The sequence below is a fragment of the Microbacterium sediminicola genome (assembly GCF_039531125.1).
GTDB lineage: Bacteria > Actinomycetota > Actinomycetes > Actinomycetales > Microbacteriaceae > Microbacterium > Microbacterium sediminicola.
Genome location: NZ_BAAAPL010000001.1, coordinates 754,668 through 767,008 on the forward strand (window position 1 = coordinate 754,668; position 12,341 = coordinate 767,008).

Below are 12,341 nucleotides of genomic sequence, written 5' to 3' on the forward strand. Positions count from 1 at the left end.
ACCTCGTCAACGTGGTGGCCCGCTTCGTCGCGGACATGCGACTGATCACCGACATGCGCAACGAGTATGACATTTACGCCGACCGCCTGCTCGGCACGCCGAACAAGATGCCCGGAATCGATCCCGACCGATTGTTTGCGCTGATCGTCTACAAGTGCGTGCACATGTCCGACTTCGAGGCCATTCGATTTGGGAGCAGCGACCTCGACCGCCTGTACAACGCATGGCGCGGCATTGTGACGGCCGCAGTGAGCAACGCGCTCGCCCGCGACCACGCAGCAAGCGAGAAATTGGCGATGGAAAGGACGCTCGACAGTCGCGCGAAGCAGCTAGGAGACCGCCTCGAGCTCGTGATGCGAGCCACGCCCGCTGGCCAGCAGTATCCGGACTATGTGCAACTGCGCATTGCGAACCAGCGTCACGAGGGCCTACAACTGCGAACTCCCGCGCTCTGGATCCAGCTCTCCAACGAGCGTCCGGCGTTGGTGTTCACCAACAGACAGAGCGGTTCGTCGATAAGCCTGTCCACAGATGACCTGCAGACGCTCCTGGGAACGGCGATTGACGCTGCTCAATGGGCCAAGGTCGATCGCGCGACACAGATCGAACTCCAACGCCAGGCTCGGCGCGACGTCGCCTTTCTCCGGCACCACTCATGGCATGAGATCTACGAGCGGAGCGAATTCACCGCCGCTGCCGGAGCAGGGAAAGAACCCGAGACGTTCGAGCAAGCGGCGGCCCGCATCCTGAAGTCGCGTCTGGCCCGGGCGCTCGTGGCGTCCGGATACCTCAATGAGTACTTCGCCCTCCATGTGTCGATCTACTATGGCCAGCACCTACGTCCCCGCGCGCTCAATTACATCGTGCACGCGCTTGACCGCGGCGTCGCCGACATCCACGCGGAGCTCGAGGCCGAAGACGTCGAGGCGATCATCGGAGACAAGGGCGTCGACATCTTCCGGGACCGCGCCGCCTACAACATCAAGCTCCTTGATCATCTACTCGCGGATCGCCCGGATGAGGCAATGATGATCGTGCGGCACGTCGCCGCTTGGGATCGGGGCGATCGAGACTTCGCGGAAGCATATCTCGACGCCGGGACCGAGCGGAAACGGTTCGTGCGTATGCTCGCGCCACTTGTGCCCGAGAAGATCGCGGATTTTGTCAGCGGCGCGCCGGAGGCAGTGCTCGCCGAACTCATCGATGCCGCGCTTACGTCCGCTGGCTCGCAAATCGGCGAGCCTTCGACCCGCGAGTTCGCCGAACTCGTGATCGAGAGATACGCGGGTTTCCCGTCGATCAGCACGCCTGCGCCGACGAGCCCCAGAGCGATGGTCTTCCCGAAGCCGGCGGCCATGGACGCTATCGCGAAGCTTGGGATCCAGCTACCTGCGACCGAACCTTTGAACGCCATCGCCCGGGCGCGCGTGATCGAGCTGGGCGCTTACGAGCTCACGGCTGCGAATATCCAGGACCTGACGGGACAGTCGTCGCTCGCGCTGGACGCTATCCACGCGAGCAAGGAACCTGTATACGCAACGGCTCTCGGGCGCATGACCGAGTACCTCGCGATAATCGCGGAACAGCAGGGTGCGGCGACGGTCGATGACCCACAGCAGTTCTTATCTGTGCTTAACAGCGTGCACGACGCGGCAGTCGAGGACTCACACGTCAGCAGACTTATCGAAGCTGCGTCAGCGCACTGCCGAGTGGACACGATCGTCCACGCGCCGCAGAGCGCGTGGCCTGCTCTCGCGGCCACACGGCGCGTTCCGGTCTCTGACTCGAATCTGCTGGCCTACCTCGACGGCGTCGGCGCACTTGACGGAAGCATCGGCAAGCTCCTCGATGGGGTGGAGGTGGTCGAGCTATCGGGCGACATCGCGGAGCCGGAGCGTGCACGTCTTGCCGTTGCGATCATCGGTGCACGGCAAGCGCTCCCGGCGGCGGCGCAGCGTGTGAAGCTCGCCGCGAGCCTGGAGCTTTCCGCGTCGATCCCGCAAACATCGCTGACGGCCGAGCGGGGTGAGATCGTCGGCCTAATGATCGAGGCTGGCCTGCTCGCCGACGAAGCGCAAACCTTCTCGAGCGCGCTCATCCCCGACTGGCCGACACGCGAGGCAGCGCTGATCAGATCGAGTGGCGCGCAGGAATTCATCTCTCCGGACGTGCTACCGGACAGCGACGTCGCGGCCTTCCTAGGGAGCGCCGACATTCCGCCACGGTTGAAGGCCGCGGTCCTGCGCGACCTCTCGAACTTCATCCCTGGGGCCAGCCCGGCCTCGATTCGCGCGATGGCGTCAGCTGCGGTTGCCTCGCGCACTGACACTGCCTACCCAGTGATCGATCAGCTCAGGGCCGCCGGCGCCTTGGACGAGAGCATTGTCGCACTGCTGTCGTCATCCAGCACGGTTACGCTCGACCAGCTCCGGGCGGCGTTGCGTGCCCTCGGTGATCCCTACCCGTCGATCGCGGACCGGGGTACCACACGGCCACTAGTTCCGGACGACGCAGCCCACCGAACAGTACTCGACCGGTTGAAAGCGGCCGAGATCGTCAGCGACCACAAGCCTGAGCATGGGCGCCGGCGGGTGTTCCTCCGCCGGCAGGTTTGAAACCTAGGCGCTCGCTTCGCAGTGCGTTCACTGTTTGTCGGTGCACTCGACAATGGCATATCGCCGGACCGCCCGCGTAAAGGTCAAGTAGTTCGGGGACGGGAACTGGAACTCCGAGTCAGACACGAACTTCCTTCAGCCGGAACTCTGGTCGCTGCACGTACGTGGATCGCGATCGACGGGTTGGCTTGGCACGCCATCCTTGGACACCGGAGGACCGGCTCGTCGTGTGCGGCGTGCGGCCAAGACATTCGACCAGTCGCGGCGCTCGGCGTCGAGCAACTCGCGGATGTTCGGGACGTGAATGCCGGCTTCCTTGAGCCGCCGCGCACGACGGCCCTTGAGCCGCACCGCGACGATGACATAGACGAAGCCCCCAATGCCAATCGCCACAAACATCGCCGCCGCTCCGGAACTGGGCGTGACCCAAGACATGACCAAGAGGAGCACGCCATAGGTGGCGACAGGAACGACCGACCACCACCGCGGTCCATCATCAAGCATCAGCCTGGTGAACTCGGTGGTCGCCAACCGTGCGGTGTTCACAAGCCGCGCTTCCATCAACCGATCCTGATCCGTTCGGTTTTCGCTTGCTAGATTCGCCTCGAGGAGCTTCAGCGCCAGCTTCGCCTCCTCAGCGCGTCGCCGAGCACGCGTCGTACGTGTCGACGCCCAGGCAATGAGGATAGTCACGCCGATACAGACCGCCGCGATAAGTGCATTCGCGATCTCCACGAGGCAAAGCTGCTGCCGGGTGGCGATACTCCCCTGAGGCCTCTGGTGGCACGCCGTCGCCCCTCTTTCGGGCAATGCCCGAATACGGTTCGAGTGGTTCGGTGGGGCGGTTGGTCGGCCGATACATTGAGGCAAGGAGTTAGGAGAGGCATGAATCAAGCCGAGGTCGAGGCGCTGCTCACCCAGCGTGGAATTGAGTACGACATCAAGGAGCAGGAACACTGCACTCAGATTCGCGCCAAGTCCGGAGAGGTCGTCAACTTCTTCCACACGGGGACGGTTCAGACGCAAGGGAAGAGGACGCCGCTCCTCGATGAGTTGCAGGCGTGGAAGGACGGAGCGCAGCCGGAACTCAGCGTGGGTGAACAGGTCGGTATCCAACCGACGCCTGGTCCCAACAAGAATGTCTTTGTTGTGTACGGCCACGATGCTGCGGCTACGGACGCGTTGGAATTGCTCCTCCGCAAGATGGGATTGAAGCCGATCATCCTGGCGAACCTGCCGGCAGCAGGCGACACAGTCATCGAGAAGCTTGAGCGGTACCTTCGGCAATCCGGCGACGTCGGGTACGCCTGCGTCCTCTTGACCCCCGACGACATCGGGCATGTGAAATCTGACGCGTCAAAGGCGCATGCCCGTGCGCGACAAAATGTCATCCTGGAACTGGGGATGGTCCTTGCGAACCTTGGACGGAAGCGTGTCGCGATTCTCTATCAAGAGACGGTTGAGAAACCCAGCGATATCCACGGTCTGCTTTACCTCCCTTTCAAGGACAAGATCGACGAAGTGAAGGCGAAGCTGTTCAAAGAGCTTCAAGCCGCGGGATACACGCCTGACCCTGAAGCGCTCTAGCTAGACGCGTGACGACTCTTCACAGGCCAATACATATGAGCGGTGCTGGTAGCTGCGCCGCCATTGCTGCTGGTTCCGCCTGAACCGAGCGATTCCAAGCACGGGTCACAGGACTGGTCGGCCGGTTGCGTATCGAGCTCGCTGTATATCCCTGACGCACGAACTGGACCCTTGAGCGGTCAGTGCCCGTATGCGGATCCGCGGAGCCTGACCTACTCAAGCCGATTAGACTGCGCTGTGAAGCCAGAGGTCCCTGTGGCCATCAAGGTAGTTTGCGGATCGGAGGGCGTTGACGTGCCCGATGACTTGCCTCCGTCCTTTTCGAACGCCGCTTCATTCCAGGCGGTTGCGAAGTCCTTGCTCGATGAACACTTCACGGAAGTCACCTCGGAGTGGCAGTCCGCGAGAGGAGCTACGGACGCGTTCCGTTCGGACGTGAGACGGTACGCGCCGCGCGTCGATCTTGCGGTCGGGCCCTACAGCACCTCGAGCGGCCGCCTCCCCATGAGTCTCGAAATGTTCCCTGGGACCATGCGCCACTGGTTTGAGGACCTCAGAACCAATGAGAACCCTCGCTGCCTTCTTGCGGTTGAGATCGTGAACAGCGGATCGGCAAAGCACATGCTCGGCGACCTGCTGAACGCCAGTGCTCTTGGGCTGTACGGCCTCGTGGTTTGCAACGAGGCCGTACTGGCAAAGGTGCACCGCAATTGGGAGTACGCGCGGCAACTCGCGAACGTCGGCAAGATCCCCGCGCTCTTTCAGAACCTCCGAGTCATCTCGTTCGTGGAGTTCATCCGGACAATGCGGCGGCCCTCGGATCCGGAGCCCGCCGGCCACTGAAGGATCGATACAGTGGCGCCGTGACCGCAACCCTCACCCTCGAACTCGAAGATGTCGACAGATACGCTGACACGCTCAGCACAGCGGCGCGGGCGATCGTGAGCGGCGACCTCGAGGGCGCTCGGACTAGCATCGAACCGATCGCATTCGAGCGTTGGGAAGGACACCTCCGCTCCGCAGCGAAAGCCAGCCCGGCGACAGATCCTGCCGAACGTCGGCCTCGCGACGTGACCGATCCCGTGCGCGCCCAGGTCTTCCTGCGGGATGAGATGACCTGCACGTATTGCGGTGGGCGATGCATCCCGCAGAGCGTACTCGTCGCGTTCAGCGACCTGTTCCCTGATGAGTTGCCATACCACCGCAACTACCGCCGCGGCGCGATCCACCCGATGTACTGGGCACTCGCCCCCGAAGCGGACCACAAGTTCGCGCACGCCCGCGGTGGCACCGGCGAGATCGCGAACCTCACGACACTCCACACCATGTGCAATGTCCGCAAGTCGGACGCGCTCGCGACGGAACTGCCAGCGGTCGACCGTCCCGAGCACGTGATCGGATGGCACGGGCTCCTCGAGGCCTACCCAAGCATCATCGCCATGGGTGACGCCCACGGAAAACGGCACTCGGCCGAGGGATACCACGAGCGCTGGATGCGGCACTTCTCACGGAAGACTGAGCAGGCGCCGTAGACCCAGCCGCTCGCCACACAACATCGATCGGCAACCGCAGCCTGCCCACGATGCCCCGCCACCGTGCACTGCCCGGAGACGGATCGGGACGAGATCCGTGGCTATTCCGAAGTGGACGAGCCGCTCATGCGGGAAGATGTGTCTGTCGCAGGCTGGCATCCAAACTGGAAGACGTGACCGAGTCTCTCGCAACCAGCTGACTTCGCAACGAAGCTGAACCATCGCACCGGGCAAGGTTCCGGCTACAGCAGAGTGACGGTCGACTAGATCCTCTAGGGTTTGGCACATGAGGCCGGAGGTGGTGGTTCCAATTGTTGTCGGACTCGGAGCCATCGTGATCGGAATCTTGCTCGTGAAGTACAGGAAGCAAGCCCGCGACTTCGTCATCAAGTCCGAAGCACCGATTGTTGGAAAGAGTCGCGCGCAAAGGTGGGGACGGCTGCAGACGCCGTTCTGGGCTGGCGCGGTCGGCGTCGGTTGGGTCGGGGTCGGACTCTTGGCGATCACGTTCGCGATCGTGAGACTGATCGCAGGCGCGTAGCCCTTGGCGGGAGCAGCCGAAGACCGATCTTCGCGAGGTTGATCTTCCTCTGGTGAAGGTCGCGGTCGAGGCGCGACCTAGCATGTGGTGATGGGCCTCGTCACTGAATCCAGGGTGGGAAGTCAGCCGCCGGCGACATCCGCGGATCCGCACAGAGCTATCGGCATCGTCGGATTCGTACTCTCGTTCGTGGCCGTGCTCAATCTGGTGGGCTTGGTGCTTTGCATTGTCGGACTGGTGAAGTCCCGTCGCGCGGGATTCTTGAATCGGTTCGCGCTTGCTGGAGTGATTGTTGCAGCCGTCGGGTTGGTGTTCATGGCCGTCGTGATTGCTTTCACGCTCCCTCCGATATTGGAGGCCACCATGATCTGCGCACGGCTCGGTGACGGTGTCCATCTGGTCGGAGACAAGACCTACGGGTGCTTCCAGGGAGGCGTGACCGTTAGCACCCCCGCGAACTAGTCGCTGGGGTCGAGTCATCTCTGCTCACGAGCTCGTACTCCGGAGCGGTGACGCTCGCGGGGGAACCTGTTTCGCGCACCGCCCGATTGCGGATCCCTTCCGATGTCGGATTGCTTGGACGATGAACGTCGTCATGCGCCGAGGGACCGTCGCTCGCTCAGAGGCTTGTCTGACCTGGGTCCATGACGTGGGATCAGTTGTCATGTCCAGTTTCGGCAAGGTTCTCTGTGCGAGGACGAACTGAACGAATACCAGCTGGGCGCTCCGGCGTGATGGTTGTCTTGCGCGCGCGTTGACCAACGACATAGCATTTGGCAGCTCGGTACTCGGTTGAGCTGAGGGACAGATCGTAGATCTACGTAGCAGGGAGGAGTCGTGCGCTGCTGGATAGTCCAGTTGCTGGCTGTCCTTTCTCGAAATGCCTCAGTACTAGAGCAAACTTAGGTGTGGGGGAGACTCGACTGCTAAACGATAGGTTCTTGGTTCGAGTCATGGTTGGACGCGCGTCACGACTCCAACAAGCTCTGATTTTCCGCTGCTGCGGCGCGCGGAGCTCCCCCCAAGGAGAGCGACGCATCACCCCGACAATGCGGCTCAAAATCTCCATTTCTGGCCAGAACAAGAGCGGGCCTACGCTGTCCTACTCTTCTTTTCGCGGGCAACCGCGGAACTACGGCGGGGTACTCGATTCAGAGCGCGGATCCGTCTCGGTCGCGGCAGATCAACTATTGTGTCGCCATCGGGGGCACAAGCGGCTGTTCTGAGCGACGCTTGATCCCGTGAAGTATTCACCCCCGTGGTGGAGGTGCGCGACACACGATCTGGGCGAGGATGATGGCAATACCGCGATTGCTCACACAGGCTGAGGTTGCTGACATACTCGGCGTTTCCGTGCGAACTGTAGAGAACTGGCGGGAGCGTTGCGTTGGCCCGGACTACGTCAGGCTAGTTGGCAGCGTGCGCTACACGGAGCAAGCGATCGAGGCATATATTGCACAGCGGACGGTGAGTACGCCTCCAAGGAGATGGTGACGTCGGACAGATCACCAATAGGCCCTAGCACTGCCACGGCGCAGGAACACTATGACCCGCCTTCGCCACATTCGTCCTAATTATCGACGTGACACTGGACCCCAGCAACTGAGAGTCGGGCTCCGAGCGGGGCAACGAGCGCCACTTTTGAGCCACTTTTGAAGTCCTCAGGGACCGCCAGCGACGGACATCGATGAGACATTCGGAGATCGCCAGCCGCGTGAGAACAGCGGTAATCTCGGGGGAAACACTAGCAACGAACACGAACTTGGCTTTGTGAAGCGCATGCAGGGGGTCAGGGGTTCGAGTCCCCTCAGGTCCACCACAATGCGAGAGACCTTCGGAAATCCGAGGGTCTCTCGCATTTCTACTGGTACACGGACGTGATGCCGAGGTACTCCTCGAGCGAGAGACCGCTGTCGTAGACGGCGGTCGCGACATCCACGCCCAGATAGCGCAGGTGCCAGGGCTCCCAGATGTAGCCCGTAGAGCCTTCTTTGCCCTGAGGGTAGCGAACGATGAACCCGAAGCGGTGTGCGTTGGCGGCCACCCACTGGCCCTCCGGCGTATAGCCGAACGCCTCGGAAATGGTGTTCAGATCGAAGGCGAGACCGGACTGATGCTCGCTATGCCCGGGACGTGCCGAGTGTCGGTCGGCTGCCGCCACCCCCTCCTGCGAGACCCAGCGGTTGTACACGGCGACCTGCGTGGCGTAGGACCGGAATCCGCTGGCGATCCACAGACTCAGGCCCAATGCAGCAGCCTCGGCGCGCATTGATTCGAACGATGACGCCGTGGCACCGGTCAGACCGTTTCCGTACCAGCTGGGGAGCGCGTAGGTCTTGTTCGCGATGAGAATCCCGCTGACATAGGTCGGTTCCGCCACGCCGTTGGTCGACTCGCCGGCCGAACTCGAGGCGTTCGCGGCGGCGGATTCGGCCTCCTCGTGCGACGACAGCACAGCAGCCCATGCCTCCTGATACGCATGTACTCGCTCTGCGGGCGTGCCGGCAAGATGATCCTCGAGCGCGTCGACGGCCGCGGAGTAGGCGTCCTTCGTCTCTTGGGATGCCATGCTCGGCACTTCGGCCGCAGTGCCTTTCGTGTGAGCGGAGGTCATCACCGCCAAGACCGTGTCGTTCATCGTCGCTACGGCGACATCAAGTGCGTCGGTGTTCGCGACGATGCCCTCGGTGTCAGCGACCAGTTGCGTTGTTGCGGTGGCGAGTTCGCTCGCGGCGCTGTACTGCTCAGCGCGCCCTTCGGGTACCTCCGGCGTGGCGCGGGCGGGGGTGACGATGGCGGTGTGGGTGATGTCGCCCGCGGCGACGACGGTGAGTTCACCGAGACTCACGACGTTGTCGAGAGCGGCTTGTGCCGTATCCGCCGTTGCGACGTCGTCGAGCATCGAGGTGTCGACAACGCTGAGAAGGCCTGAAGCCAGGCCAGCGTCTGTCTCGGCGCGGGTCCGACTGTCTTCCCATGCGAGCGCAGCCGCGTCAGCACTCGCTACGGCCGCTTCCCACTCGGCCGCTGCGGCGACGAACGCGGAGCGCGCCTTTTCGTCGTCCGTTCGGATGGAGCCGACTATTCCGGCGGCGGTGAACACTGCCGCCGCGCCGAGGAAAGTCCGCCGCGCAATAGCGCGGTCCCTCGGCGTGCTGTCCATGCCGCCAGGCTACATCTCGCGCACCGGCGATGCCGCCAGCGGGTAACCTGGCGAGCGTCTGCAAGGGGAGATCATGGCATTCGGTCGGTGGTGGCGAGGTGTGCTCACGATTGTCTTCGTGAGCGGCGCCGTCGTTGTGGGCGCTCCCGCTTCTGCAGATACCTCCGACGATTCCACCCTCCCGGCTGGACGCGTGCAAGTGACTGGTGCCGGCGCGGACGACGCCGATCGTCGCGCCGCCGAGATCGTGGCGCAGATGAGTCTCGACGACAAGGCCGCGAGCGTGGTGATGGGACACATCGCAGGAACCTCGCCCGACGCGCTGCGCGCGTACATGAGCGAGACCGACATCGGCGGCTTCATCCTCATGGGCGCGAACATCCCGGCATCGGAGTCGGCGCTGCGCGAGATCACCGCCGCACTGACACTCGACCCGGCCTTCCCGCCCCTGATCGCGGTGGATCAGGAGGGCGGTGTCGTGTCCCGACTGCCGTGGGACGACTTTCCGTCCTCGCGCACGCTGAAGTACGAGCCGACGGATGCCACCGCGCTCGCGTTCGCCGGGCGCGCGGCGCTCGTCCAGCGGGCTGGCATTTCGGTGAATTTCGGCATCGTCGCGGATGTCACCCCGGACACGTCGATGTTCATCTATACCCGCGAGTTGGGGACGACGCCGGATGCGGCGGCCGAACGCGTTGCCGCAGCCGTGACCGGTGAGGGCTCGGAGGTCTTCTCGACCCTGAAGCATTTTCCGGGGCATGGGGCTGCTCCCGGAGACTCCCACGCGGGGATCCCGGAGACCGGCGAGTCATACGCGGAGTGGGCTTCGAGCGACGCACTGCCGTTCGCGGCGGGGATCGATGCCGGAGCTCCGCTGCTCATGTTCGGCCACCTGCGGTACACAGCGGTCGACAGCGCACCGGCATCGCTGTCCGCGGAGTGGCATCGGATCGCCCGCGAGGACCTCGGATTCGAGGGGGTCGCAATCACCGATGACCTCGGGATGCTAGAGGCCTCCGGTCTGCCTGAGTATCGCGATCCGGTTGCGAATGCCGTGGCGGCGCTGGCTGCCGGCAACGACATGGTGCTAACGATCCTCTACAGCGATCGGGACACGGCCGGGCGGATCACTGCGGGGATCGCGGCGGCGGTCGAGAACGGCCAGCTCACGCAGGAACGGCTGGATGAGGCCGCGACGCGGGTGGCAGCACTGCGGCTGGACGCCGCGGCGGAGGGGCCGGGTCTGGCCCCGTGCCCGGAGTGCGCGCCGGTCGGTTAGACGTCGTCTCCGGTCAGGATCGCCAGAAGTCGGCCGCGCAGCTGCTGTGAGCGTTCCGCCAGCGCGCGCTGTCGCCGCACATATTCGGCCTTGCCCTCCTCGGTCTCGATGCGCACGGGCGCATAGCCCCACTCCGGGAGGTCGTAGGGGGATGCTTCCATGTCCAGATCGCGGATCTGGCGCGCGTGCGTGAAGGTGTCCAGCAGCAGGTCGCCCGGAACGAGCGGACCGAGCTTCACCGCCCACTTGTAGACATCCATCCCGGCGTGCAGGCATCCCGGCTGTTCCGTCTCGCTCTGACGGTCACGGGTGAGTTCTTCCGCATTGCGGCTGACGGCCTCCGGCGTGAAGAAGCGGTAGGCATCGAAGTGGGTGCAGCGCAGCCCGTGCGCCTCGACGACCGCGTCGGTACCGTCCTGCCCGAGGCGTAGCGGGACCCCGTGGCGGTGCTCCGGCTCCCGGTACACCATGGCCCACTCGTGAAGCCCGAAGCATCCGAAGCGCGCCGGCCGTGTGGCCGTCCGCGCCAGAAGATTGGCGATGTTCGCGAACAGAGCTGCGCGTTCTGCGCGCACCGCGCGTCCGTCGACGGTGACACCGGCTTCGACCCGGCGATATCCGCGCCAGCCGAAGCGTTCGGGCGCATCGGCGAGGACGACGTGTTCGCCGGGATGCCAGCGACGCAGCAGCGCCGGGCGATAGGAGTAGTAGGTGAACAGGAAGTCGTCGACGGGGTGTGTGTCGCCGCGCGCGGAGCGCTCACGACGGCCCCTCGTGAGCTCGTCTGCGCGTGTGCGATGTGCCTCGGCTCGTTCGGTCCAGACTGATCTCTCCCAGACGACCGGACCGGCGGCGGTGACTGCGCTCACCCTCCGAGGATAGGCTCCTCGCCCGGCAGCGGCTCGATGAGGGCGGGGGAGTTGTTGCGCACGTTGCCGACCGCTGTGGAGACCGGGTACGCCGTGAGCGTGCGGGAGATGTCGCGCGCGGCATCGACCGCGGCGTCCAGGATGTCGCGCGGGTGCTCGATGTCAGGATCCAGCCAGGCATCGGCGTGATCGGCGTCCACGAACACGGGCATCCTCTCGTGGATCGATCCGAGCCCTCCCGTGGCCGCACGCGTCAGGATCGTGAACGACAGCACCCAACGCGCAGGATCGTCGTCGGCGCGCGCCGGGTCCTTCCACCAGTCGTAGAGCCCGGCGAACAGCAGCGGTGCGCCGTCGCCAGGACGGATGAAGTACGGGGTCTTGCCCTCACCGGTGCGGTGCCACTCGAAATATCCGGTCGCGGGGACCACCGCGCGTCGGCGCGCGAGCGGAGTGCGGAACATCGGCTTGTCTTCGAGTTCCTCGGATCGCGCATTGAAGGCGCGCGACCCGATCGCTGCATCCTTCGCCCATCCGGGGATGAGACCCCAACGGGCGCTCTCCACCCGACGCTGCGGGGGTTCCGTGCGCGCGGAGTCGAGGACGATCGCGGCGCTGTCGGTGGGCGCGACATTGAAGGACGGAGCGGGAAGCGCATCACTGATCAGATCGGCGTGGAGCACGCCCACGAGTTCCGAGCCGACCTGGGCGACGACGAATCTTCCGCACACGGGCGCAAGCCTACGTCGGGGCGA

12 protein-coding genes are annotated in these 12,341 nt (G+C 64.1%); 8 read left to right on the forward strand and 4 right to left on the reverse strand.

Annotated elements, in window-relative coordinates:
* The first annotated feature begins 11 nt into the window (after positions 1–11).
* Complete coding sequence (locus ABD206_RS03485) at positions 12–2,615, forward strand: YobI family P-loop NTPase (protein ID WP_344069308.1); 2,604 nt, start codon at positions 12–14, stop codon at positions 2,613–2,615.
* A gap of 135 nt (positions 2,616–2,750) precedes the next feature.
* On the opposite strand, the gene ABD206_RS03490 is transcribed toward ABD206_RS03485, so the two are convergent.
* Complete coding sequence (locus ABD206_RS03490; protein ID WP_344069311.1) at positions 2,751–3,350, reverse strand: hypothetical protein; 600 nt, start codon at positions 3,348–3,350, stop codon at positions 2,751–2,753.
* 150 nt (positions 3,351–3,500) lie between these two features.
* On the opposite strand from ABD206_RS03490, the gene ABD206_RS03495 reads away from it, so the two are divergent.
* The 6 genes from ABD206_RS03495 (at position 3,501) to ABD206_RS03520 (ending at position 7,769) form a co-directional block, all read left to right on the forward strand.
* Positions 3,501–4,202: a TIR domain-containing protein gene (locus tag ABD206_RS03495; protein WP_344069314.1), complete on the forward strand. Its 702-nt coding sequence runs from the start codon at positions 3,501–3,503 to the stop codon at positions 4,200–4,202.
* A gap of 237 nt (positions 4,203–4,439) precedes the next feature.
* Entirely contained in the window at positions 4,440–5,045 is a 606-nt protein-coding gene (locus ABD206_RS03500) for a hypothetical protein (protein ID WP_344069317.1), read from the forward strand.
* A 20-nt stretch (positions 5,046–5,065) separates the two neighbouring features.
* A complete protein-coding gene (locus ABD206_RS03505; RefSeq protein WP_344069320.1) occupies positions 5,066–5,734 on the forward strand; it encodes an HNH endonuclease in 669 nt (222 codons plus the stop codon).
* Positions 5,735–6,020: 286 nt separating this feature from the next.
* Positions 6,021–6,275: a hypothetical protein gene (locus tag ABD206_RS03510; RefSeq protein ID WP_344069323.1), complete on the forward strand. Its 255-nt coding sequence runs from the start codon at positions 6,021–6,023 to the stop codon at positions 6,273–6,275.
* 90 nt (positions 6,276–6,365) lie between these two features.
* On the forward strand, positions 6,366–6,737 hold the full coding sequence (locus ABD206_RS03515) for a hypothetical protein (protein ID WP_344069326.1): 372 nt from the start codon (positions 6,366–6,368) through the stop codon (positions 6,735–6,737).
* A gap of 834 nt (positions 6,738–7,571) precedes the next feature.
* A complete protein-coding gene (locus ABD206_RS03520) occupies positions 7,572–7,769 on the forward strand; it encodes a helix-turn-helix transcriptional regulator (RefSeq protein ID WP_344069329.1) in 198 nt (65 codons plus the stop codon).
* Positions 7,770–8,136: 367 nt separating this feature from the next.
* On the opposite strand, the gene ABD206_RS03525 is transcribed toward ABD206_RS03520, so the two are convergent.
* Positions 8,137–9,438, reverse strand: a complete 1,302-nt coding sequence (locus ABD206_RS03525; RefSeq protein WP_344069332.1) for a M15 family metallopeptidase — start codon at positions 9,436–9,438, stop codon at positions 8,137–8,139.
* A 73-nt stretch (positions 9,439–9,511) separates the two neighbouring features.
* Here ABD206_RS03525 and ABD206_RS03530 point away from each other — a divergent pair, with 73 nt between their 5' ends.
* Entirely contained in the window at positions 9,512–10,717 is a 1,206-nt protein-coding gene (locus ABD206_RS03530) for a glycoside hydrolase family 3 N-terminal domain-containing protein (RefSeq protein WP_344069336.1), read from the forward strand.
* On the opposite strand, the gene ABD206_RS03535 is transcribed toward ABD206_RS03530, so the two are convergent.
* Positions 10,714–11,586 carry a 3-methyladenine DNA glycosylase gene (locus ABD206_RS03535; protein WP_344069339.1) on the reverse strand — a complete coding sequence of 291 codons (873 nt, stop codon included), beginning with the start codon at positions 11,584–11,586 and terminating at the stop codon, positions 10,714–10,716. The two genes, ABD206_RS03530 and ABD206_RS03535, sit on opposite strands and share 4 nt — an antisense overlap.
* Positions 11,583–12,317, reverse strand: coding sequence for an SOS response-associated peptidase (locus ABD206_RS03540; protein WP_344069342.1), 735 nt, complete (start codon positions 12,315–12,317; stop codon positions 11,583–11,585). Before ABD206_RS03540 ends, ABD206_RS03535 begins: the two co-directional genes overlap by 4 nt.
* Between the last annotated feature and the right edge of the window lie 24 nt (positions 12,318–12,341).

What these genes read in the sequence shown, in the direction of transcription:
- ABD206_RS03495 (WP_344069314.1), top strand. Translation starts at nt 3,501, where the DNA reads ATGAATCAAGCCGAGGTCGAGGCGCTGCTCACCCAGCGTGGAATTGAG.
- ABD206_RS03510 (WP_344069323.1), top strand. Translation starts at nt 6,021, where the DNA reads ATGAGGCCGGAGGTGGTGGTTCCAATTGTTGTCGGACTCGGAGCCATC.
- ABD206_RS03515 (WP_344069326.1), top strand. Translation starts at nt 6,366, where the DNA reads ATGGGCCTCGTCACTGAATCCAGGGTGGGAAGTCAGCCGCCGGCGACA.
- ABD206_RS03520 (WP_344069329.1), top strand. Translation starts at nt 7,572, where the DNA reads ATGGCAATACCGCGATTGCTCACACAGGCTGAGGTTGCTGACATACTC.
- ABD206_RS03525 (WP_344069332.1), bottom strand. Translation starts at nt 9,438, where the DNA reads ATGGACAGCACGCCGAGGGACCGCGCTATTGCGCGGCGGACTTTCCTC.
- ABD206_RS03530 (WP_344069336.1), top strand. Translation starts at nt 9,512, where the DNA reads ATGGCATTCGGTCGGTGGTGGCGAGGTGTGCTCACGATTGTCTTCGTG.